The sequence below is a fragment of the Blautia sp. AF19-1 genome, assembly GCF_003479155.1.
Lineage (GTDB): Bacteria > Bacillota > Clostridia > Lachnospirales > Lachnospiraceae > Fusicatenibacter > Fusicatenibacter saccharivorans.
Genome location: NZ_QUGQ01000007.1, coordinates 54,055 through 77,758, shown reverse-complemented (window position 1 = coordinate 77,758; position 23,704 = coordinate 54,055). Strand labels below are relative to the sequence as shown.

Below are 23,704 nucleotides of genomic sequence, written 5' to 3'. Positions count from 1 at the left end.
CACAATCCATTCTTTTGTGATATAGTGAAAACACTATAGGTTTTGCGGTAAACCTAAAGAACGGCCCGCATCATAAAAACAAAATGAACAGGAGAAAAGCAATGGAGAAAAAGTGGTGGCACAAAACGGTTGGATACCAGATTTATCCGAAGAGTTTTCAGGATACCAACGGAGATGGAATCGGAGATCTGAAAGGCGTGATCCGTCATCTTGACAAAATAGAAAAGCTGGGAGCCAATGTCATCTGGCTCTGCCCGGTGTTTGCATCCCCGATGGTGGATAATGGATACGATATTTCCGATTACATGGATATCGACCCGTCGTTTGGAACGATGGAGGACATGAAGGAGCTGATCGCGGAGGCAAAAAAGCGCGGCATCCGCATCCTGATGGATCTTGTCGTGAATCATTCCTCTGACCGGCATGCGTGGTTTCAGGCGGCACTCAAAGATCCGTTTGGAAAGTACGGAAAGTATTATGTGTTCCGGGAAGGAAAAGACGGCAAAGAGCCGAACAACTGGCGGTCGATTTTTGGCGGCAGCGCATGGGAGAAAGTACCGGGATATGATAACCTGTATTACCTCCACATCTTCACAAAAGAGCAGCCGGATCTCAATTGGGAGAATCCCAAATTGCGGGAAGAAATTTATGAGATGATTTTAAAATGGATGGATCTGGGACTTGGCGGATTCCGTCTTGATGCGATCAGCCATCTGAAAAAGAATTATCAGTACACCAACCTTCCGCCGGATGGACCGGACGAGTACAATATGGCGTTCGAGTATTTCAACAATGTAGACGGTCTTGCCGATATCTTGTGTGAAATGAAGGAGCGCACCTTTGCACCGACCGATGCGCTGACGATCGGAGAGTACGATCACATGGGACCGGAGGATGTGGAGGATGTGATTGGGGAAAACGGCAGTTTCTCGTCCGTTTTCGATTTTTGTCACACCCTCGACAATGTGCGTAACCCGAAATGGGGCAATACCGTGGCGCTGTTTGACGATTATCGCGATCAGCTTTTTGCGGCGCAGAAAATCGTGGATGGCCGCGGCATGCTCTGCAACTTTCTCGAAAACCATGACAAAACGCGCATCATCGACCGGTTCCTGATGCCGGAGGACCAGAACCGCTACAGCGAAAAGATGCTTCCGGTCACCAATTTCTTCCTGCCGGGTATTGTATTTCTGTATCAGGGACAGGAGATTGGCATGCGCGACAACCCGAAACAGTCTATTCAGGGATTCGTCGACAAACCGACCTTTGCTATTTACGACCGTCTGATTGCAGAAGGAAAAACGGATGCGGAAGCGCTCGAGCAGATCAACCGCGAGAGCCGCGAGCACAGCAGAACTCCGATGCAGTGGGATGCATCTGCCGAGGCGGGATTCACAACAGGTACGCCGTGGTTCCCGGTGAATAAAAACTATACGGAACTGAACTATGAGGCCGAGGAAAAAGATCCTGATTCCCTGCTGTGGTTTTACCGCAAAATGGTGGCAGTAAGACGACGTGAAGATCTGGAAGAAACCTTCCTCTACGGAACGCTGATTCCGGAATACGAGACGGTAAGCGGCGTTCTGGCGTACCGCAGGAAGGATGAGAAGAATAATATTCTGATCCTTACTACTTCTCTTGCGGATGGCATTACATTGCCATTTACAGACACAATCGAAGAAGTACTTCTGAATAACTATGACACCTGCGAGGCAGGCGAGGAAACGATCCGTCTGCAACCGTATCAGTGTCTGGTGCTGAAGGTGAAGGAATAATTGCAAAAACTAAAACAAAAACCGAAAAATTGGTCCCACAAAAGGAGAAGATCTTTTTGCGGGACCTTTTTTGTGGTACAATACAACAAAAAAATCTATCATGAGGTGTGAAATGGAAAGAGACAACAGAGACGAAGACATGATGCTGAAAGGAACAAAACAGGAAATGCCGGGATTCCGTTTTCGGCTACTCCGGCCGGAGAAGAAACGGGAACTGTGGAATCCGGATTTTGAACTTTTATTTCTGCTTCGTGGGAGTGGAAGAGTCAGCTACGAGGACGGGGAAGTTCACAATCTCCCGATGGGATCTATCTTTGCGATCAACCGGTTTCAGATCTGTGACCTGGATCTGGACGAAGACGGACTTGCTCTGTCGCTCTGCGTTTCAGCGGAGACGATTGATTCATTTCACATTAAGCTGCTGAAATGTGAAGTCAAATGTCAGTCGTTTTTTTATATGGAAGATCAGCAGGAAAAATTTGATTTGATCCGGCGGGATATGGCACGGATCTTTCTTGAGATGTACAAGAATAATGAGGAACAACCGATCTATATGAAAAGCCGTGTGACGGCGCTTCTGGAGGATCTGCTTTTTTACTTTACATCCGGGGAAAAGGTGGAACAGGGCCGGGGCGGAAGGGAACGCATTCAGCGGGCATCAGACTATATTCTGCAGCATTGCCGGGAAGAGATTACGCTGGAGGATCTGGCGGATCATCTTTATCTGAGCCGTGCCTATATTTCACGGAGCTTTCCGCAGTATTTCGGTGTATCATTTCGGGAGTACGTGACGCAGGTGCGCCTGGCGCATGCCGTACAGGAAATGCACAGCGGCGCAACGCTGACGGAGATTGCCTATCACAATGGATTTGTCAATGAGACGGCGATGATCCGCGCATTCCGCAAATACCGCGGTATGACACCGAGCGAATACCGGAAGCAGATGGAATATACAGTAAAACAGCGTGAAAAGAAAGGAAAAGAGCGGGAAGAGGCGGCGGGAGACCATGATATTTTCCAGAGTCTCCTGCAGTATGCAGCGGTCACGGAGCAGGAGATTGAGACGATAAATGAGAGTGCCGTTTCCGTGACAGCGGCAGTAAACGGACGGAAACCAAGAGTGGCAGGCCACTGGAAGCGCGTGATCAATGCTGGTTATGCGGCAAGTGTGCTGAACCGCGAGGTGCAGGATGAGCTGGAACAGCTGGTGCAGGAGCTCGGCTATGAGCTGATCCGCGTAAAAGGAATTCTTGATGATGATATGTGCGTACTTCGGCGGAATATGTGGGGCGAGATTCAGTTCTGCTGGAACTATATTGATGAGGTGATCGATTTCATCCTTTCCACGGGAGCGAAGCCGTTGCTGGAATTCGGCCATATGCCGTTGCTGCTGGCAAAAACAGACCCGGGAAGAACGATGCGTCCGGCGCTAAGCAGCTCTCCGCGAGATCTGGCTGAGTGGCGCATGCTGATCAAAAACCTGATGGAACATCTAAGGGAACGGTATGGAATCAACCAGATGCGGCGCTGGATTTTCAACCCGTGGATCAGCGGAGACGTGATCACGATTGATGGAGGAGATGAGTTCTTTGAGACGTGGAAAGCATCGTACGAGGAGATGAAACGTGTGAGCCCGGATCTTGTAACATGTCTTTCCTTTGGTCTTGGACCGGAGGAACATCTCAAAGCCTTTATCGAAACTATGAAGGAAAAGGAATGTGTGCCGGAAATTTTTGCATTCCGCTCGTTTGGCACGGTGATCTATGGAGAGGAAGAGGAGAAAATGAATCTGATCCAGAACAACGAGAGCGTCAATATGATTGTGAGCCGCGACCCGGATTTTCTGCGGAACCGCGGGGAGAAGGTAAAAGGTCTGCTGCAGAAGGCTGGGCTTGGTGCACTGCCGGTTCTGGTGGATGAGTGCAGCAGCAACATCTGGCAGAGGGATCTGTGCAACGATACCTGTTATAAAGCGGCATGGCTGTTTAAAAATCTTCTGGAAAATGAAGAGGCGCTGCAGGGAATTGCGTATTTCTCGGTCAATGACCGTTTGGATGAAGTATTTCCGGCGCGGGAAACGTATCATGGAGGTTTTGGGCTGTTCACGATGAACGGCATTCCAAAGGCGGTCTGCACTGCGCTGCGGCTGCTCGGCAGAATGGGATCTCGTCTGGTGAAGCGTGGGGACGGCTATTTTATCAGCACGGAGCCGGAGAAAAACCAAAGCCAGATTTACCTGTACAACTATGTTCACTACGATATGCTGTACCGCTACCGCCATGCCGTGAATATTTCCCGCACGGACCGTTACCGCGTATTCAATATGGGGGAAATCCGGACCTTTTCAGTGAAACTGACCGGACTGGAACCGGGAAAATATTGCCTGCGGCTGTATAAAGTGACAAAAGAGCACGGCAGCAGCTACGATGCGTGGGTGCGGATGGGAGCTCCGGAGCGGATGAACCGGATGGAGCGCGCGATGCTGTGCCACAGTGCGGACCCGGAATACCGTGTCTGGGAGCAGGAAACCGACCCGGAAGGCAGCCTCACGGTGCAGGAACGCCTGGAGCCGCACGAGACGGCGCTGATTGAGGTGGAGCAGATTCTGTAAAATCTTCAAAAAATTGCACTCGCGGTGGGAGAATACAGAGAAAGAGTGGAAAAAAAGCAACAATATAAGAAGATCTTGCGACAATTCGAGTAGAAAAGGACGAAAATATTGTTTATACTGAAAACAACATAAATGCTAAATTCTACAGAAAAGAGGTATTTCAAAATGGGGAAAATATTTGATTACGATGGCGTGCCGGTGCTGCATACCACATCCGGCGATTTAAAAGGTTATTTTTATGACGGTGTTTACATTTACAAAGGAATTCCGTATGCATACGCAGACCGTTTCCAGATGCCGGTTCCGTCCAAATGGGATGGCGTGAAGGATGCGACAAACTACGGCTTTGTATGCCCGCTTCAGAACCAAGATACACCGAACGGCGAGCTTATGGTTCCGCACCGCTACTGGCCGCAGGATGAGCACTGCCAGTCCTTAAATATCTGGACAAACAAACTTGATCCGGAAGCCAAAAAACCGGTTCTCGTATGGTTCCACGGCGGTGGATACGCAGCGGGATCTTCCATCGAGCAGGTTGCGTATGACGGCGTCAGCATCGCAAAGAAAGGTGATTCGATTCTTGTTTCTGTCAACCACAGACTGAATATTTTAGGATATCTGGATCTGTCTCCGTTTGGGGAAAAATACAAAAACTCCGCAAACGCAGGCCACGCCGATATGGTGGCAGCCCTGCAGTGGGTACATGACAATATTGCCCTGTTCGGCGGCGATCCGGAGAATGTAACCATTTTCGGCCAGTCCGGCGGCGGAATGAAGGTGATTGACCTGATGCAGATTCCATCAGCAGACGGCCTGTTCCAGAAAGGCCTTGTCATGAGCGGTGTTATGGAGGACGATCCGCTCGGCGCAGGAGAGAAAGACGGCACGGAGATTATTACGGCAATGATGAAAGCGCTCGGCTTTGACGATGTGGCTCAGCTGGAAACTGTACCGTATCCGCAGCTTGCTGCTGCATATGCAAAAGTGGCTCCGGCGATTGCACAGAGTGGCGGCTACATCGGCGGCGGCCCGAAAAAGGGCGATTACTTCTATGGAAATCCATTCGACGCAGGCTTCCGTGAGCATGCACATCAGATTCCGATGATGATCGGAACCGTATACGGCGAGTTCGCAACGTTTGCACCGGCAGCTTATGATAAGAACAAACTGACAGCGGAAGAGATTCTGGAAATCCTCAAAAAGGTTTATGGAGACAATGCCGAAAAGGTTCTGGACGCTTTCAAAGAAGCATATCCGGAGAAGAACGGCGTAGATGTTCTTGCCATCGACCGTGCAATGCGTGAGCCGACCGTAAAACTTGCCAAACTGTTCGCAAAAGGCGGCGGCAAAGCATATCTCTACAACTTCGCTCTGGAATTCCCGTTCCAGCACGGCAAGCCGGCATGGCACTGCTCCGATATCCCATATTTCTTCGGAAACGCAGATCTCGTAGAAATTTGTGGCATCCCGGATGTCAGCGATAAACTGGAAAGCGAAATCTTCGGAGCACTTCTTGCCTTCGCAAAGAACGGCACCCCGGATCATGCCGGACTCCCGCACTGGCCGGAAGTAGAAGCAGAGGATGCGGATACCATGGTGTTTGACCGCAAAACGGAAGTAAAACACAACTACGATGATAAAGTGTTTGCAGAGATCAACAAAGTTCTGAAACCATGGAGCTTTATGGACATGATGGCTGACAATATTCAGCATTAAAAAGAACGATTCGACGCGGCATAAGCGAAATCGGGATGGAGCTCTGAAATATTAAAAAATTAGAATAAAAAAACCGCCTGTTTGATTTGAAAAATAAAAAAATCAAACAGGCGGTTTTTTCTGAAAATTCGGTGCTTTCAATCACATCTAAAGTATTATTCTAACAGGGTCACGGAAGAAAAACCAGTAAAAAACAGATTGTACTGAAAAAAATACAATCTGTTTTGTTGACACACTTGAAAAAACATGATAATCTAGAAAATGCACTATTATGGCAAGATATGCCTAAAACCTTTTGTTCAGGCATGAGCGGTAATAAATATATTATAACACAAGGGGTGACAACGTCAATGGAGAAAAACAGAATACGTCCGATACCTACCGGAAAAAGTATGCGAATGAGTTACCAGAGACAAAAAGAAGTATTGGAAATGCCCAACTTGATTGAAGTCCAGAAGGATTCCTATGACTGGTTCCTGAGAAGCGGACTCAAGGAAGTCTTTGATGACATTTCACCAATCTCCGACTACGGCGGACGGCTGAGCCTTGAATTCGTAGACTTTACACTGTGTGAAGATGACGTAAAATACTCAATCGAAGAGTGTAAACAGCGTGACGCTACTTATGCGGCACCGTTAAAGGTAAAAGTAAGATTATATAATAAGGAAAAAGACGAGATCACAGAGCACGAAATTTTCATGGGTGATCTGCCGTTGATGACAGCAACAGGAACATTCGTTATCAATGGTGCAGAGCGAGTAATCGTCAGCCAGCTGGTACGTTCCCCTGGTATTTATTACGGCATCGCACATGATAAGCTCGGAAAGAGACTGTTCTCCTGTACCGTAATCCCGAACCGTGGAGCATGGCTGGAGTACGAGACCGATTCCAACGACGTCTTCTATGTCCGCGTAGACCGTACCAGAAAAGTTCCGATCACAGTCCTCATCCGTGCACTTGGAGTAAGCTCCAATGCAGAGATCGTAGAGCTGTTCGGTGAAGAGCCGAAGATTCTTGCAAGCTTCACCAAAGATACTTCCACCAACTATCAGGAAGGTCTTCTCGAGCTGTACAAGAAAATTCGTCCGGGCGAGCCTCTCGCAGTAGAAAATGCAGAGAGCCTCATCATGAGCATGTTCTTTGACCCGCGTCGCTATGACCTGGCAAAGGTAGGCCGTTATAAATTCAACAAGAAACTTGCACTGCGCAGCCGTATCCGCAACCAGATCCTCGCTGAGGATGTTGTAGATCCGTCCACCGGTGAAATCCTTGCAGAAAAAGGCACCACCGTTACTCTGGAACTCGCAGACAAGATTCAGAACGCAGCAGTACCGTATGTATGGATTCAGACAGAGGAGAGAAACGTAAAAGTTCTTTCCAACTTAATGGTAGATCTGAAAGCATGGGTAGATGTTGACGAGGAAGAACTTGGCATCAACGAGAAAGTATACTATCCGGTTCTGGAAAAGATCCTGGAGGAAAATACCGATATCGAAGAGATCAAACAGGCGATCAAACGTGACATTCACGACCTGATTCCGAAACATATCACAAAGGAAGATATTTTCGCTTCCATCAACTACAACATGCATCTGGAATACGGCGCAGGAAATGCCGATGATATCGACCACCTGGGCAACCGTAGAATCCGTGCCGTAGGTGAGCTGCTTCAGAACCAGTACCGCATCGGTCTGTCCCGTATGGAGCGTGTGGTACGTGAGCGTATGACAACACAGGACATCGACGGAATTTCTCCGCAGTCCCTGATCAATATCAAACCGGTTACAGCTGCAATCAAAGAGTTCTTCGGATCTTCCCAGCTGTCCCAGTTCATGGATCAGAATAACCCGCTTGGAGAGCTGACGCACAAGAGACGTCTTTCCGCCCTTGGACCTGGCGGTCTGTCCCGTGACCGTGCCGGATTCGAGGTTCGAGACGTACACTACTCCCATTACGGAAGAATGTGCCCGATCGAGACTCCTGAGGGACCGAACATCGGTCTTATCAACTCTCTGGCATCGTATGCGCGCATCAACGAGTATGGCTTCGTTGAGGCTCCATACAGAAGAATTGACAAATCAGATCCGAAAAATCCGCGTGTTACCGACGAAGTAGTCTACATGACCGCAGATGAAGAGGATAATTACCATGTAGCACAGGCAAATGAGCCGCTGGATGCAGAAGGACACTTCCTCAACAAGAACGTTTCCGGACGTTATCTGGATGAGACCCAGTCCTACGAGCCGCACATGTTTGATTACATGGACGTGTCTCCGAAGATGGTATTCTCCGTTGCTACGGCGCTGATCCCGTTCCTTCAGAACGACGATGCGAACCGTGCGCTGATGGGATCCAACATGCAGCGTCAGGCCGTACCGCTGATGATCACCGATGCTCCTGTAGTAGGAACCGGTATCGAAGCAAAAGCAGCCGTAGACTCCGGTGTCTGCGTCGTTGCAAAAAAAGCAGGAACCATTTCCTATTCCTGCTCCAACGAGATCCGCATGAACAATGATGACGGAACAAAAGATGTTTACCATCTGACCAAATTCATGCGAAGCAACCAGAGCAACTGCTACAACCAGAAACCGATCGTATTTAAAGGTGACCATGTAGAGGCCGGCGAAGTAATCGCAGACGGTCCGTCTACCTACCAGGGCGAGCTTGCTCTTGGTAAAAACCCGCTGATCGGATTTATGACCTGGGAAGGATATAACTACGAGGACGCCGTACTCTTAAGCGAGCGTCTGGTACAGGATGATGTTTACACTTCCATCCACATCGAGGAGTACGAGGCAGAGGCCCGTGACACCAAGCTTGGACCGGAAGAGATCACAAAAGACGTTCCGGGCGTCGGCGATGAAGCCTTAAAAGACCTGGACGAGCGTGGAATCATCCGCATCGGTGCAGAGGTACGTGCCGGTGATATTCTGGTCGGAAAAGTAACTCCGAAGGGAGAAACCGAGCTGACCGCAGAGGAGCGTCTGCTCCGTGCCATCTTTGGCGAGAAAGCAAGAGAAGTACGTGATACTTCCCTGAAAGTACCGCACGGTGAGTATGGTATCATCGTGGACGCCAAAGTATTTACCCGTGAAAACGGCGACGAACTTTCTCCTGGAGTAAACCAGGCAGTCCGCATCTACATCGCACAGAAGAGAAAAATCTCTGTCGGCGATAAGATGGCTGGTCGTCACGGAAACAAGGGTGTCGTTTCCCGTGTACTTCCGGTAGAGGATATGCCGTTCCTGCCGAACGGACGTCCGCTGGACATCGTGCTGAATCCTCTGGGTGTGCCGTCCCGTATGAACATCGGACAGGTGCTGGAGATCCACCTGAGCCTTGCAGCAGCAGCGCTTGGATTTAACGTATCCACCCCGATTTTCGACGGCGCAAACGAGAAAGATATTCAGGATACCCTGGAACTGGCAAACGATTATGTAAACATGGAATGGGATGCATTCTCCGAGAAATATAAAGATATTCTGCTTCCGGAAGTATATCAGTATCTGGAAGAGCATCTGGATCACAGAGAACTGTGGAAGGGTGTTGATATCGCAAGAGACGGTAAGGTACAGCTCCGCGACGGACGTACCGGTGAGCCGTTCGATGGAAGAACGACAATCGGACACATGCATTACCTGAAACTGCATCACCTGGTAGACGATAAGATTCATGCCCGTTCTACCGGCCCATACTCCCTCGTTACACAGCAGCCTCTGGGTGGTAAAGCTCAGTTCGGTGGACAGCGTTTCGGAGAGATGGAGGTTTGGGCTCTTGAGGCGTACGGTGCATCCTACACGCTGCAGGAGATCCTGACTGTGAAGTCTGACGATGTGGTTGGCCGTGTGAAGACATACGAAGCCATCATCAAGGGCGACAATATTCCGGAGCCTGGTATTCCGGAATCCTTCAAAGTATTGTTGAAAGAGCTGCAGTCCCTGGCACTCGATGTCCGCGTACTGCGTGATGACAATACCGAAGTTAAAATTATGGAATCAGTTGATTACGGTGATACCAACCTGAACCACATCATCGAGGGAGACCGTTACTCTGACAGAGAGGACGAGAGATTTGGTGACTATGGATTCTCCAAGAAAGAATTTGACGGAGAAGAAATGGTAGATGTGGAAGAGGATGAAGAAGAAGACTCTTATCTTGATCTGGATGAAAGTTCAGATGATGACATGTAACTTGTAGATCTTCGCTTTGCGAGGAAAGGGGTAATCAAATGCCAGAAACAGCAAAAAAAGAAAATTACCAGATGAGCTTTGATGCCATCAAAATAGGACTTGCCTCCCCGGAGAAAATCCGGGAGTGGTCCCATGGCGAGGTAAAAAAACCGGAGACCATCAACTACAGAACGCTGAAACCGGAAAAAGACGGTCTGTTCTGTGAAAGAATCTTCGGACCAAGCAAAGACTGGGAGTGCCATTGCGGTAAATATAAGAAAATTCGCTACAAAGGCGTAATCTGCGACCGATGCGGCGTAGAAGTAACAAAATCCAGTGTGCGCCGTGAGCGTATGGGACACATTGAGCTGGCAGCTCCGGTATCCCACATCTGGTATTTCAAAGGAATTCCGTCCCGTATGGGACTGATCCTGGATCTGTCTCCGAGAACTCTGGAAAAGGTTCTGTATTTCGCAAACTACATCGTTCTTGATGCAGGCGATACCAAATTACAGTACAAACAGGTTCTGACCGAGAAAGAATACCAGGATGCCAGAGAGGAGTTCGGAAACAGCTTCCGTGCAGGTATGGGTGCGGAATCCATCAAAGAGCTTCTGATGGCAATCGATCTGGAAAAAGAGTCTGCTGAATTAAAGGCAGGTCTTAAAGATTCTACCGGACAGAAGAGAGCCCGCATCATCAAGAGACTTGAGGTTGTTGAGGCATTCCGTGAGTCCGGAAACCGTCCGGAGTGGATGATTCTTGATGCGGTTCCGGTTATTCCGCCGGATCTGCGTCCTATGGTACAGCTTGACGGAGGACGTTTTGCAACATCTGACCTGAATGACCTGTACCGCCGTATCATCAACCGTAACAACCGTCTGAAGAGACTGCTGGAGCTCGGTGCACCGGATATCATCGTGCGCAACGAGAAACGTATGCTCCAGGAGGCAGTTGATGCCCTGATCGACAACGGCCGCCGCGGCCGTCCGGTAACCGGTCCTGGAAACCGTCCTCTGAAATCTCTGTCCGACATGCTGAAAGGTAAATCCGGCCGTTTCCGTCAGAACCTTCTTGGTAAACGTGTTGACTACTCCGGCCGTTCTGTTATCGTCGTAGGACCGGAACTGAAGATTTACCAGTGCGGTCTGCCGAAAGAAATGGCAATCGAGCTGTTTAAACCGTTCGTTATGAAAGAGCTGGTTTCCAACGGCACTGCACATAACATCAAAAATGCAAAGAAAATGGTCGAGAAACTCGAGCCGCAGGTATGGGACGTTCTCGAGGACGTCATCAAAGAGCATCCGGTTATGCTGAACCGTGCCCCTACCCTGCATCGTCTGGGTATCCAGGCGTTCGAGCCGATTCTGGTAGAAGGTAAAGCGATTAAGCTGCACCCGCTGGTTTGTACCGCATTCAACGCCGACTTCGACGGTGACCAGATGGCTGTCCATCTGCCGCTGTCTGTAGAAGCGCAGGCAGAGTGCCGTTTCATGCTTCTTTCTCCGAACAACCTGCTGAAACCGTCCGATGGTGGTCCGGTAGCCGTTCCTTCCCAGGATATGGTTCTTGGTATCTACTATCTGACACAGGAGCGTCCGGGCGAGAAGGGCGAAGGAAGCTTCTTCCGCGATATGAACGAAGCCATCCTGGCATACGAGAACGGATATATTACCCTGCAGACCAAGATTACCATCCGCTGCGAAAAAGAGATGGAAGATGGTACTGTAATGCAGCAGAACGTAAGCTCCACACTCGGAAGATTCCTCTTCAATGAGATTCTGCCGCAGGATCTGGGATACGTAGACCGTACGGTTCCGGGTAACGAGCTTGCGCTTGAGGTTGATTTCCTCGTTGCAAAGAAACAGCTGAAACAGATTCTGGAAAAAGTCATCAATACACACGGAGCTACCAAAACCGCAGAGGTTCTGGACTATATCAAGGCAACCGGATATAAATACTCCACCCGTGCAGCCATGACCGTATCCATTTCCGATATGACCGTGCCGCCGCAGAAGCCGGAGATGCTCGCCGAAGCACAGGCAACGGTAGACAAGATTACAAGAAACTTCAAACGTGGTCTGATTACAGACGAAGAGCGTTACAAAGAGGTTGTAGATACCTGGAAGAAGACCGACGATGCGCTGACAAAAGCATTGCTCGACGGACTGGATAAATACAATAACATCTTCATGATGGCTGACTCCGGAGCCCGTGGTTCCGATAAGCAGATCAAACAGCTGGCTGGTATGCGAGGACTGATGGCCGATACAACCGGACACACCATCGAGCTGCCGATCAAGTCAAACTTCCGTGAAGGTCTTCAGGTACTGGAATACTTCATGTCCGCACATGGAGCACGAAAAGGTATGTCCGATACCGCGCTTCGTACCGCCGACTCTGGTTACCTGACCCGTCGTCTGGTAGACGTTTCTCAGGACCTGATCATCCGTGAAATCGACTGTGCCGAGGGCAAGGACGAAATTCCGGGTATGTGGGTCAGCGAGTTCACAGACGGAAAAGAGCAGATCGAGAGTCTGCAGGATCGTATCACAGGCCGTTTCTCCTGCGAGACGATCAAAGACAAGGACGGCAACGTCATTGTAAAAGCAAACCATATGATCACCCCGAAACGTGCTGCCCGTGTCATCAAAGACGGCATCAACGAGAACGGTGAGCATTATACAAAAGTAAAAATCCGTACCATTCTTACCTGCCGTTCCGGTAACGGAATCTGCGCAAAATGCTATGGTGCCAACATGGCAACCGGCGAGGCAGTACAGGTTGGTGAGTCTGTCGGAATTATCGCAGCACAGTCGATCGGTGAGCCTGGTACACAGCTGACCATGCGTACCTTCCATACCGGTGGTGTTGCCGGTGGAGATATCACACAGGGTCTTCCTCGTGTCGAGGAGCTTTTCGAGGCAAGAAAGCCGAAAGGACTTGCCATCATCACCGAAATCGCCGGTGTTGCACAGATCAAAGACACCAAGAAGAAACGCGAAATCGTTGTTACCAATCCGGAAGGCGGCGTATCCAAGACATACCTGATCCCTTACGGATCCCGTATTAAGATCGCAGACGGAACAGTTCTGGAAGCCGGAGACGAGCTGACCGAGGGTTCTGTCAACCCGCATGATATCCTGAAGATCAAAGGTGTACGTGCCGTTCAGGATTACATGATCCGCGAGGTACAGCGAGTTTACCGTCTGCAGGGTGTAGAAATCAACGATAAGCATATCGAGGTTATCGTTCGCCAGATGCTGAAGAAGATCCGCATCGAGGAAAACGGAGATACCGAATTCCTTCCGGGCGACATGGTAGACTTCCTGGATTACGACGAGACCAACAAAGCTCTGATCGCAGAAGGCAAAGAGCCGGCAGAAGGAAAACAGGTACTGCTTGGTATCACCAAAGCATCCCTGGCATCCGATTCCTTCCTGTCCGCAGCATCCTTCCAGGAGACCACCAAGGTTCTGACCGACGCTGCTATCAAGGGTAAGGTTGACCATCTGGTAGGCCTGAAAGAGAACGTTATCATCGGTAAACCGATCCCGGCCGGTACCGGTATGAAGTGCTACAGCAACATTCATCTGAATACCGACAGCATGATCGAGGAAGAAGAGGACGAGGATCTGATTCTGACCGAAGATCTTGAGGACGATGCTCCGGCAGCTCCGATGGCAGAAGCTCCGGTTGAAGAGCCGTCAGCTGAAGAGGAAGAGCCGATGCTCGACTTCGACTTTGAGGAAATGATTCCGTCAAAGGATGATACCGAGGAGTAAACCCTTCAACAAATAATAGCAAGGATTCTCCCACCTCTATAGGTGGTGAGATGAATTGCAAATAAGAAAGTTAACGGCAGTGGCGGGCGGAGAGAAATCGGTATCCCCCACTGACATGAGGCAAACCACAGTCAGCATTCTGCTGACATGTCAGACTCTGTGAAATTACCGACTGTGGATTGAAACAAGGTTAAAAAATAAATATGTCATTTGTGAAAAGCAGAGAATTTTCGGTTCGCCGGGGTCTCTGCTTTCCTTGTGTTTTCGGGAGCATTTTGTTACAATGGAGACAGAAAAGAGGGAAGCCTATGTGGATAAAAAAATTACCTGGCATCGTGGCAAATGCGGCGGTACTGATTCTGGATATATTTGTGATTCTGATGATTGCAGCGCTGTTTCTCCACCAGCAAACGGCGGGAGAGCGTGTGAAAGAGACGATTACGCGTTTTTCCACGACATCGGAGGAGTATTATTCCGAGGGAGAGGCATACAGCCAGAAGAGCGACCGGGTGCATACGTATGCGGTGAAAGAACAGTCTAAATAAGAGGAAAAGATGAGGTAAACTATGCTCCAGAAGTGGAAAAGAAAAGGAAAAAGATTCCGCCATGTGGAAAAAGACGGAGAAGAGACGACGGAGCTTTCTGTGAAAATACAGGCGGCAAAATTTCGTGATCTGCCGATGAGTCTGCGGATTCTGATCGTGAATCTCAGTCTGTTTCTGATTCTGTGCGCCGTATTTTTTATGGCAGGCGCGTATCTGTATGCGCCGCAGGCGGCAGGACGGAATTACGTGGAAGCATGCCTGGCAGGAGACTGGAACAGTGCATACGATGTATGCCAGTTCCCGGACAGCACGTTTCTGTCGCGGAAGAACTACGTCAATGCAATGACCTGGAAAGCAAAACAGGACGGCACTGACGGGCAGGAAACACCGGAGATCAAGAGCTTTTTCATGCGCAGAAAACAGAATCTTGAGACCGGGGAAAACAGGATTTATACTGTGCGGTACACGTTAAAAGGCATGAGCGACTCGCAGGAAGAAACATTGGAGATCGCCGTCGGGGATACCGTAAAATGGAACTTCAAAGAGTGGTACGTTGTGCCGAAAGACAGCTGCGTGACGGATGTCGAAATCACCGTCCCGGCGGATGCCTCGTTCTATCTGGACGGCGTGCAGGTCGGGAAAAAGTATTTAAAAGAGACAGCAGATAACGTCAGCATCTACAAAATCCCGTATCTCTTCCTCGGCGGCCACACCATTGAACTGACCGAAAAACAGAAAGACCCATACCGCGAGATCGTCCTCGTGCAGGACAACAGCAGCATGGAATTCCTGCCGGATTTAAAACTCAACGATTCCACCGGCAAAACCATCGCCGACCGCGCAGAAGAGTCCCTGGACAAGGTATTCACAGCCGCAGCCGCCGGAAAATCCTTCAGCACCATCAAAAATGAATTTTCCGCCGACACCGCCGTACAGAAAACCGCCAAAGAACAGTACCAGCAGCTCTGCGATGCCTACCTGAACAGCGACACCAACACCGGAATCACCAGCATCACCGTGAGCAGCGTCTCCACAACCGTAACCAACGAATCCAACCAGATGAAGATCGAAACCAACGTGACCGCTGCGATCGAGCGACGAACCCGTTTCCTCCATTTCTTCCGCAAAACCAAAATAGAGACCGTCACCTGGAAACTCGAGTCCGTTGTGACGCTGGAAAACGAAAAATGGGTGATGGGCAGCGATTTCCTGACTAAAATAGGACATGAGGCATAAGGTGTTTGCTTCCGTTGTTCTGGCAACGTTAAAACTTTGCAGTTACTCTTAAGCAGAGAGGATAATCAGGCTGGACAGGTGAAAGACCTGTGATTTGGTGGCAAAGCACCAGAAAGAAACCAGGTTTTTTAAAAGAGAGTGACAAAGAGTGATTTTGTATCCGCTTTTACCATGGGTGCAGAGTCACTCTTTTTTTGTGACAAGATGTTAAGAAACGATAAACATTAATTTACCAGAAGTGGAAAAATGTAAGAATTTGTGCCTTGCATCTTAGGTCAGATCACGTTATGATAGTAAGTAGAAAAATGTCGAAAAACGTTTGTGTTACGATGGAAGAAAGTTCCGCAAAGGGGCGGGACGATGGAGTATAAACAGATCATATGGAAAGAAAATCATTGAAACAGAGAAGAAAGCAGATGCGCCGCAGACAGATGATGCAGAAAGTATCACGGATTTCCCTGTGTGTGGTAATCGGCCTTCTTTTTCTTGCGCTTATCTGGAAATTTGCGGGAGCGCAGCTTGCGAAAAAAGGAATTGTACTGAGTAATGACACAGCCGCAAAGACGGTGAGCGAGACGGCGCCGGAGGCGGAGGACGGATCGGGAAATGCGGGAATTAAGAAGCTTGCGGAGACCACGCCGCCGAATGAGACGCCGGGATGGCAGTACAGCTCGTCGGGCTGGTGGTACGCAACGGATGCCACAACGTACTACGTCAACGGCTGGGCAGATATCGACGGAAACCAGTACCATTTTGATTCCAATGGTTACATGGCGACCGGCTGGAAAGCGATCGGCGGAAAAGGCTGTTACTTTGATGACCAGGGTGTTTACCAGCCAGACCGCAACGGCTCGATGATGGTAGCCCTGACCTTTGATGACGGCCCAGGCGTCTATACCAGCACGCTTCTCGATACGCTGGAGCAGTACGGGGCACAGGCGACGTTCTTTATGCTCGGCAGCAATGTGGAAAAATACGGTGCAGATGTGATCCCGCGCATGGCGGCGATCGGCTGTGAGCTTGGAAACCACTCCTATGCGCATCCGAATATGAAAGAACTGAGCACCGACGACGGCCTTGCCCAGTTCCAGATGACGGATGATCTGATCGCCCAGTACAACAACGGACAGGGTGCAACTGTCATCCGTTTCCCGTATGGAAACAGCACCGATGAACTGCTCGCATCTATCGGCCGCCCGAGCATCATGTGGGATGTCGATACCCTGGACTGGCAGACAAAAAATGTACAGGCAAACATCAGCGCCGTTCTCGACAGTGTAAGCCCGGGAGACATTATCCTGATGCATGATATCCACGAGACGACCGTAGAATCGTGTGCAACGATCGTGCCGGAGCTGATCAACCGCGGGTATGAGCTTGTCACGATTCATACTCTTGCAGCGGCAAACGGCGTGGATCTTGCAGCGGGAGAGACGTATTACGGCTTCCATGGCGGAACGACAAACGAATAGAAAACAGAATAGAAAAACGACAAAGAACCGCCGGTTTACTCTCAAATCAAGAGTGAACCGGCGGTTCTTATGTCATTTTATGAAAATTTATTTCATTGCCGCTCTCTTACGAAGTCTGGAATCCAGCTCTTTCTTACGGATACGTAAGGAAACCGGAGTAACCTCAAGAAGCTCGTCCTTGTCGATGAAGTCCAGAGCCTGCTCCAGGGAAAGGATTCTCGGCGGAGTCAGACGCAGTGCCTCGTCGGAAGAAGAAGTACGGGTGTTGGTCAGGTGCTTCGTCTTGCAGACGTTCAGCTCGATATCCTCGGCCTTACCGTTCTGTCCGATAACCATACCGGCGTAAACCTTCTCGCCAGGTCCGATGAACAGAGTACCGCGCTCCTGTGCGGAGTACAGACCGTAGGTAACGGACTCGCCTGCCTCGAAAGCAATCAGGGAACCCTGTTTGCGGTATTCAATGTCGCCCTTGTACGGTGCGTAATCTTCAAACTCGGTGTTCAGGATACCAGTTCCTTTGGTGGAGGTCATGAAGATTCCACGGAAACCAATCAGGCCTCGTGCCGGGATTTCGAACTCCAGACGGGTGGAACCATCGCTTGCGCGGCTCATGCCGTGAAGCTCGCCTTTACGCTCGCTGAGGAGCTGGATGACAGTACCGGAGAACTCGTCCGGAACGTCAACGTATGCGATTTCCATTGGCTCGAGTTTGCGTCCGCGCTCGTCCTCTTTGTAGATAACCTCTGCCTTACTTACTGCGAACTCATATCCCTCACGGCGCATGTTTTCGATCAGGACGGACAGATGCAGCTCACCACGGCCGGAAACCTTGAAGCAGTCTGCGGAATCAGTCTCCTCGACACGCAGGGAAACGTCGGTGTTCAGCTCACGCATCAGACGGTCGCGCAGGTGGCGGGAGGTAACGTATTTACCTTCTTTACCTGCCAGCGGGCTGTCGTTTACGATGAAGTTCATGGAAATGGTCGGCTCGGAGATTTTCTGGAACGGGATGGAAACCGGGTTGTCCAGATCGCCGCAGAGAGTATCTCCGATGTGGATATCCGGGATACCGGAAACAGCAACGATAGAACCGATGCCTGCCTCAGTAACCTCTACTTTTTTCAGTCCGTCAAATTCATACAGTTTGCTGACCTTTACTTTTTTCTTCTTGGTCAGATCGTGGTGGTTGACCAGCATAACGTCCTGGTTCACGCGGATCGTTCCGTTTTCAACTTTGCCGACACCGATACGTCCAACGTATTCGTTGTAGTCGATGGTACTGATCAGAAGCTGTGTGCCAGCTTCCGGATCGCCGGTCGGAGCCGGGATGTATTTCAGGATGGTCTCGAACAGAGGAGTCATATCCTTCGGGGTATCGTTCAGATCGAGTACCGCATGACCCATCTTTGCGGATGCGTACAGAAACGGACAGTCAAGCTGTTCGTCAGATGCATCGAGGTCCATCAGAAGCTCGAGCACTTCGTCGATAACTTCATCCGGGCGGGCTTCCGGGCGGTCGATCTTGTTGATGCAGACGATAACGGACAGATCCAGCTCGAGTGCTTTTTTCAGCACGAATTTGGTCTGCGGCATAGCGCCCTCGAATGCGTCTACAACCAGAATAACGCCGTCTACCATTTTCAGAACTCGCTCAACCTCGCCGCCGAAGTCCGCATGGCCTGGGGTGTCGATGATGTTGATTTTCGTTCCTTTGTAGTAAACTGCTGTATTTTTGGAAAGAATGGTGATTCCACGCTCACGCTCGATATCGTTCGAGTCCATGACACGTTCCTGAACCTCCTGATTGGCACGGAAAACGCCGCTCTGTTTCAGAAGCTCGTCTACCAGTGTAGTTTTACCATGATCGACATGGGCGATGATGGCAACGTTTCTTACATCTTCTCTCGTTGTTTTCATTTCTTCATTCCTCTTCCTATGAGTTGACCCTGCCGGGTTCAATTTTTCAAAATTTCAAGCCGGCCGGGAATGTTTATCACAGCACAAAGGCAGGTGCCTTGCCGTTTTGTCTCTGCTGGATGCCTGCCTATCTGAATTATTATAGCACAGAACAGAGAAAAAAAACAGGGAAGATGTGACATTTTTTGTATTGCAATGGTAGAAAATACGAAGCATGTGGTGCGGTTTTTACAGAAACATATACAAAAAATTGGGCAGAATGCTGATTTGAATAGAAATAAAAAAATCTGGAAAAAAGTGGTTCTGAAAAAGAAATGTGGTTCATACATTAGGATTATAGATCAGCAAAGTACCGATCAGAAATCAATATTCAGAAAGAAAAGACAAAGGAAGGGGATTTTCATTATGGCAGACAAGATGATTGAAAACAATCAGGTGGTTATCATGGGAGAGATTGTCTCCCCGTTTACATTCAGCCATCAGGTATTCGGAGAGGGCTTTTACCTCGTCGATGTGATGGTCAAGCGGTTGAGTGAATCGCAGGACATCATTCCGGTGATGGTCTCCGAGCGGCTGGTGGACGTATCACAGGATTACCAGGGTGAGTGGATCTGCATCAGCGGTCAGTTCCGGTCCTACAACCGCCACGAGGAGAAGAAGAACCGTCTGGTACTCTCCGTATTTGCGCGGGAATTAAGCTTCGTGGAGGAAGAGGACGATTCCGTCAAATCCAACCAGATTTACCTCGATGGATACATATGTAAACCGCCGGTCTACCGGAAAACACCTCTGGGAAGAGAGATCGCCGACCTTCTGATCGCGGTCAACCGTCCGTATGGAAAATCAGATTATATCCCGTGCATCTGCTGGGGACGGAATGCGCGGTATGCCTCTGCGTTTGCCGTGGGCGGCCACGTTCTCATCTGGGGACGGATCCAGAGCCGGGAATATATGAAGCGGCTGAGCGAGACGGAAATGGAAAAGCGGACCGCATATGAGGTTTCGGTGAGCAAGCTGGAATATAGTGAGAGTTAAAGCGCGATCCGCTGTTGACAAGAAAATTTAATGATGCTATAGTAAAAGCAGAACTGAAGTGGATAGAGGTCGCATTACTTCAAGAGTACCTTTTCGGATGCCTCAGCAGCAAAAGAAGAAGAGGAAAAGGGAAGAATGCCGAAGGACATCCGGCGCTGAACCGGTATGCTCCTGGGCGCAGGTTGAAAAAATCTGCGACTGTCATCGAGAGATGGAGAGCTATCTGATCATAGATACTGCGTATGTGTGAATTTGGAGGCGATCTTATCTGGGATGAGGCGCCTCTTTTTTTAACGGAAAGTGAAATTTTCCGTGGGAGATAAGCTCCGGCGACTGATTTCTTATGGTTTTATCTGACACAACATACAGGAGGAAAAGAGAATGTCTATTTTTAAAGGTGCAGCTGTTGCAATTATCACACCGATGACCGAAACACAGGAAGTGAATTACGAAAAACTCGGAGAACTGATTGAGGAGCAGATCGCCGGCGGAACCGACGCCATCGTTATCTGCGGAACCACCGGTGAGGCTTCGACCCTGTCCCATGAGGAGCATCTGGATGCCATCAAATATACCGTGGAAAAAGTAAATCACAGAATCCCGGTAATTGCAGGAACCGGCTCCAACAGCACGGAGACAGCAATTTATCTGTCTCAGGAAGCAGAAAAATACGGCGTGGACGGACTTCTTCTCGTTTCTCCGTATTACAATAAAGCAACACAGAAGGGCCTGATTGCACACTTTACCGCAATCGCAGACAGCGTCAAAGTGCCGGTCATCCTTTACAACATTCAGGGCAGAACCGGCGTAAACATTGCACCGGAAACGATCGTCTATCTGTTCAACAACGTTGAGAATATCGTTGCAGTCAAAGAGGCTTCCGGAAACATTTCCCAGGTCGCAAAAATTATGCAGCTGACCGATGGAAAGATCGATCTGTACTCCGGAAACGACGATCAGGTTGTGCCGATCCTTTCCCTTGGCGGAAGCGGTGTAATCTCCGTTCTTTCCAACGTAGCACCGCGTGAGACCCACGACATGGTACAGAAATTCCTCGACGGCGATGTGGCCGGATCCAGAGAAATCCAGCTGAGAGCACTGCCGCTCATCGATGCGCTGTTCTGCGAAGTAAACCCGATTCCGGTAAAAGCAGCGCTGAACCTGATGGGCAAAGAGGTTGGACCGCTTCGTCTGCCGCTGACCGAGATGGAGCCGCAGAACCAGGAGCGCTTGGCAAAGGCTATGAAAGATTTTGGAATCAAACTGGCTTAAGTTAAGAATACACGAAGTAAAGAAGGAAAAAGACAATGGTTAAAATTATTATGCATGGCTGCAACGGCCATATGGGACAGGTCATCACCGGCCTGGTAAAAGAAGATGCAAATGCAGAAATCATAGCCGGAATCGATATGAACGACAACGGCCAGAACGATTATCCGGTATTCAAAAGCCTGGCAGAATGCGATGTTCCGGCAGACGTAGTCGTTGACTTTTCTTCCTACAAGGCAGCCGACGCACTGCTCGATGCCTGCAAGGAGAAAAAACTTCCACTCGTCCTCTGCACCACAGGCCTCACCGAGGATCAGCTCAAAAAAGTGCAGGAGACCAGCAAAGAAATCCCGGTTCTCCGCTCTGCAAATATGTCCCTTGGTGTGAATACGCTGATGAAACTGGTACAGGCAGCTGCAAAAGTGCTTGCCGAAGCAGGCTTTGATATGGAGATCGTGGAGAAACACCACAAACTGAAATGCGACGCTCCAAGCGGAACCGCCATCGCCCTGGCAGACAGCCTGAACGCGGCAATGGACAACCAGTACCACTACGTATACGACAGAAGCCAGCGCCACGAGCAGCGTGACCCGAAAGAAATCGGAATCTCTGCTGTACGCGGCGGCACCATCGTCGGAGATCACGACGTCATCTTCGCGGGACCGGATGAAGTTGTTACTCTGTCCCACAGGGCATATTCCAAGGGAGTTTTTGGAAAAGGTGCTGTAGAGGCCGCAAAATTCCTGGCTGGAAAGCCAGCCGGTATGTATGATATGCAGGATGTGATTGCCGCGAAGTAAGGCAGAAGCAGGAAATAGAAAAGATAAAAAAGAAGGCAGGCTGTGTGCAGTTGCACAGCCTGCCTTCTTTCGAGCTGCTTTTCTGTTTTAGCCAATGAGTTTTTTCACTTATGCAGCGTAATAGGAATACGTTCCTCTGTCAAAAAATCTATTTCAGCTCCCGTTCCGCTTTTTCCCAGAGCTCTTCGTCAAGATCAGTCAGCGCCAGTGCATCCGCAAGTTCCCGCACCCGTTTTACCGTGAGATAAAAGTAATTGATACCGCAGGTCAGCGTCCGCTTTAAGGAGCGGGCAAGTACACTGCCGTGGGTTTCCAGTTCGGCACGGTCGAACTCGGCGAGATAGCCCTCGAGATCATAGGGGATCTGAAAACATTCGATCTGCCATGTGCTGTTTTCCAACGTCAGAATTGCGAAGTGCGCATGGCCGCCGACATCATCAAGCGCAAGCCCAAGGGATCCTGGATTCAGATACGTTTTTCCTGCGTATTCTTTCTGTTCCTGCTTGTGGCTGTGGCCGCCAAGCAGGATGGAGGCATCGAGATTTTCCAGATGAGAAAGCAGGTGCTCCGGATGCAGCCCGAAATTCCCTCGGATTTCACCAGGTGCGCCGTGGCAGAGCCGAAGTGCCGGGAAAAGGGATTCACGGCAGGTGTCCGGTGTAACTTCTTCCTGCGGCACAAAAACGGGAACCAGTTTCCCGGCTTCATCCAGCTTTCCAATCAGAACACCGTCTGTCGGCAGCTGCTCAAAAAATTTTAGATCCTGATCGGTAAGATTCCGAAACGTGTAATCCAGAAGCCCGCTCGTCGAAGAACCCGCCTTCCAGTTCTGCGGCTGCCAGAGATTCTCAAGCAGATATTCCTCCCGGTTGCCGCGCACCAGATAGCACGGAAACTCCTCCTGCATTTCGCGGAGCACCCCCATCATCCTCTGCGGAAACGGCCCATCCGTCACAAAATCCCCCAGCCCGATGATACCGTCAATTTGCTGCCTGCGAAGAAACTCCATCACCGCCGAGAGTGCATAATAATTCCCATGAAGATCACTGATTACTGCTAATTTCATGTGTTTTCCTTTCTATGTCAAAATCATAAAATGCGAGATACTGTCTTGATTTTATCAAATGGTGAGAAGGAACGCAATTTATAAAAATATAAGCCAGGCAATTGATGAAATGATGGAAGACAGCAAAACGGAAGGCATTGAAAAAGGCAAACTTGAGGTGTTATCAAATTTATTAAAAAAAGGAACGATCAGCATTCAGGATGCCGCCGACTGTATGGCAGTGTCTGTGGCGGAATTTAAGAAGCTGGTCAATAAGTATCCCATCTGATTCCGAAAAACCTGCTGACAGAAAAAGCATGTTATGATAA

The 23,704-nt window shown here is 49.6% G+C and carries 14 protein-coding genes and 1 riboswitch; of the genes, 12 read left to right on the top strand and 2 right to left on the bottom strand.

What is annotated here, in order from left to right:
• The first annotated feature begins 101 nt into the window (after window positions 1-101).
• The 8 genes from DWX26_RS06470 (at window position 102) to DWX26_RS06435 (ending at window position 17,309) form a co-directional block, all read left to right on the top strand.
• Window positions 102-1,775: an alpha-glucosidase gene (locus DWX26_RS06470; protein ID WP_118601085.1), complete on the top strand. Its 1,674-nt coding sequence runs from the start codon at window positions 102-104 to the stop codon at window positions 1,773-1,775.
• Between the two features lie 112 nt (window positions 1,776-1,887).
• Entirely contained in the window at window positions 1,888-4,386 is a 2,499-nt protein-coding gene (locus tag DWX26_RS06465; protein ID WP_158568555.1) for a GH39 family glycosyl hydrolase, read from the top strand.
• 165 nt (window positions 4,387-4,551) lie between these two features.
• Complete coding sequence (locus tag DWX26_RS06460) at window positions 4,552-6,102, top strand: carboxylesterase/lipase family protein (protein ID WP_117761434.1); 1,551 nt, start codon at window positions 4,552-4,554, stop codon at window positions 6,100-6,102.
• A 350-nt stretch (window positions 6,103-6,452) separates the two neighbouring features.
• Window positions 6,453-10,292, top strand: coding sequence for a DNA-directed RNA polymerase subunit beta (gene rpoB / locus DWX26_RS06455; protein ID WP_117510452.1), 3,840 nt, complete (start codon window positions 6,453-6,455; stop codon window positions 10,290-10,292).
• Between the two features lie 38 nt (window positions 10,293-10,330).
• Window positions 10,331-14,056, top strand: coding sequence for a DNA-directed RNA polymerase subunit beta' (gene rpoC, locus DWX26_RS06450; RefSeq protein WP_118601084.1), 3,726 nt, complete (start codon window positions 10,331-10,333; stop codon window positions 14,054-14,056).
• Between the two features lie 308 nt (window positions 14,057-14,364).
• Entirely contained in the window at window positions 14,365-14,601 is a 237-nt protein-coding gene (locus DWX26_RS06445; RefSeq protein ID WP_055266947.1) for a hypothetical protein, read from the top strand.
• 21 nt (window positions 14,602-14,622) lie between these two features.
• Complete coding sequence (locus tag DWX26_RS06440) at window positions 14,623-15,837, top strand: hypothetical protein (RefSeq protein WP_118601083.1); 1,215 nt, start codon at window positions 14,623-14,625, stop codon at window positions 15,835-15,837.
• A 380-nt stretch (window positions 15,838-16,217) separates the two neighbouring features.
• Window positions 16,218-17,309, top strand: coding sequence for a polysaccharide deacetylase family protein (locus DWX26_RS06435; RefSeq protein ID WP_117761431.1), 1,092 nt, complete (start codon window positions 16,218-16,220; stop codon window positions 17,307-17,309).
• 87 nt (window positions 17,310-17,396) lie between these two features.
• Here the strand turns inward: DWX26_RS06435 and typA are convergent, their stop codons facing one another.
• A complete protein-coding gene (gene typA, locus DWX26_RS06430) occupies window positions 17,397-19,226 on the bottom strand; it encodes a translational GTPase TypA (RefSeq protein WP_055220803.1) in 1,830 nt (609 codons plus the stop codon).
• Between the two features lie 405 nt (window positions 19,227-19,631).
• Between typA and DWX26_RS06425 the strand changes: the two genes are divergently transcribed.
• The 3 genes from DWX26_RS06425 to dapB all read left to right on the top strand — a co-directional run bounded on the left by DWX26_RS06425 (window position 19,632) and on the right by dapB (window position 22,330).
• On the top strand, window positions 19,632-20,261 hold the full coding sequence (locus DWX26_RS06425) for a single-stranded DNA-binding protein (RefSeq protein ID WP_055220802.1): 630 nt from the start codon (window positions 19,632-19,634) through the stop codon (window positions 20,259-20,261).
• A 55-nt stretch (window positions 20,262-20,316) separates the two neighbouring features.
• A riboswitch (Lysine riboswitch) is annotated at window positions 20,317-20,491 on the top strand.
• A gap of 151 nt (window positions 20,492-20,642) precedes the next feature.
• Entirely contained in the window at window positions 20,643-21,533 is an 891-nt protein-coding gene (dapA, locus tag DWX26_RS06420) for a 4-hydroxy-tetrahydrodipicolinate synthase (protein ID WP_022461866.1), read from the top strand.
• Window positions 21,534-21,568: 35 nt separating this feature from the next.
• Window positions 21,569-22,330: a 4-hydroxy-tetrahydrodipicolinate reductase gene (dapB, locus tag DWX26_RS06415; protein WP_117510456.1), complete on the top strand. Its 762-nt coding sequence runs from the start codon at window positions 21,569-21,571 to the stop codon at window positions 22,328-22,330.
• Window positions 22,331-22,478: 148 nt separating this feature from the next.
• Here the strand turns inward: dapB and DWX26_RS06410 are convergent, their stop codons facing one another.
• On the bottom strand, window positions 22,479-23,396 hold the full coding sequence (locus tag DWX26_RS06410; protein ID WP_118601082.1) for a metallophosphoesterase family protein: 918 nt from the start codon (window positions 23,394-23,396) through the stop codon (window positions 22,479-22,481).
• A gap of 109 nt (window positions 23,397-23,505) precedes the next feature.
• On the opposite strand from DWX26_RS06410, the gene DWX26_RS16650 reads away from it, so the two are divergent.
• Complete coding sequence (locus tag DWX26_RS16650; RefSeq protein ID WP_158565022.1) at window positions 23,506-23,664, top strand: hypothetical protein; 159 nt, start codon at window positions 23,506-23,508, stop codon at window positions 23,662-23,664.
• Window positions 23,665-23,704 lie beyond the last annotated feature (40 nt).

What these genes read in the sequence shown, in the direction of transcription:
- rpoB (WP_117510452.1), top strand. Translation starts at nt 6,453, where the DNA reads ATGGAGAAAAACAGAATACGTCCGATACCTACCGGAAAAAGTATGCGA.
- DWX26_RS06435 (WP_117761431.1), top strand. Translation starts at nt 16,218, where the DNA reads ATGGAAAGAAAATCATTGAAACAGAGAAGAAAGCAGATGCGCCGCAGA.
- rpoC (WP_118601084.1), top strand. Translation starts at nt 10,331, where the DNA reads ATGCCAGAAACAGCAAAAAAAGAAAATTACCAGATGAGCTTTGATGCC.
- DWX26_RS06410 (WP_118601082.1), bottom strand. Translation starts at nt 23,396, where the DNA reads ATGAAATTAGCAGTAATCAGTGATCTTCATGGGAATTATTATGCACTC.
- DWX26_RS06440 (WP_118601083.1), top strand. Translation starts at nt 14,623, where the DNA reads ATGCTCCAGAAGTGGAAAAGAAAAGGAAAAAGATTCCGCCATGTGGAA.
- DWX26_RS06470 (WP_118601085.1), top strand. Translation starts at nt 102, where the DNA reads ATGGAGAAAAAGTGGTGGCACAAAACGGTTGGATACCAGATTTATCCG.
- DWX26_RS06445 (WP_055266947.1), top strand. Translation starts at nt 14,365, where the DNA reads ATGTGGATAAAAAAATTACCTGGCATCGTGGCAAATGCGGCGGTACTG.
- DWX26_RS06425 (WP_055220802.1), top strand. Translation starts at nt 19,632, where the DNA reads ATGGCAGACAAGATGATTGAAAACAATCAGGTGGTTATCATGGGAGAG.
- dapB (WP_117510456.1), top strand. Translation starts at nt 21,569, where the DNA reads ATGGTTAAAATTATTATGCATGGCTGCAACGGCCATATGGGACAGGTC.
- typA (WP_055220803.1), bottom strand. Translation starts at nt 19,226, where the DNA reads ATGAAAACAACGAGAGAAGATGTAAGAAACGTTGCCATCATCGCCCAT.
- DWX26_RS06465 (WP_158568555.1), top strand. Translation starts at nt 1,888, where the DNA reads ATGGAAAGAGACAACAGAGACGAAGACATGATGCTGAAAGGAACAAAA.
- DWX26_RS16650 (WP_158565022.1), top strand. Translation starts at nt 23,506, where the DNA reads ATGATGGAAGACAGCAAAACGGAAGGCATTGAAAAAGGCAAACTTGAG.
- dapA (WP_022461866.1), top strand. Translation starts at nt 20,643, where the DNA reads ATGTCTATTTTTAAAGGTGCAGCTGTTGCAATTATCACACCGATGACC.
- DWX26_RS06460 (WP_117761434.1), top strand. Translation starts at nt 4,552, where the DNA reads ATGGGGAAAATATTTGATTACGATGGCGTGCCGGTGCTGCATACCACA.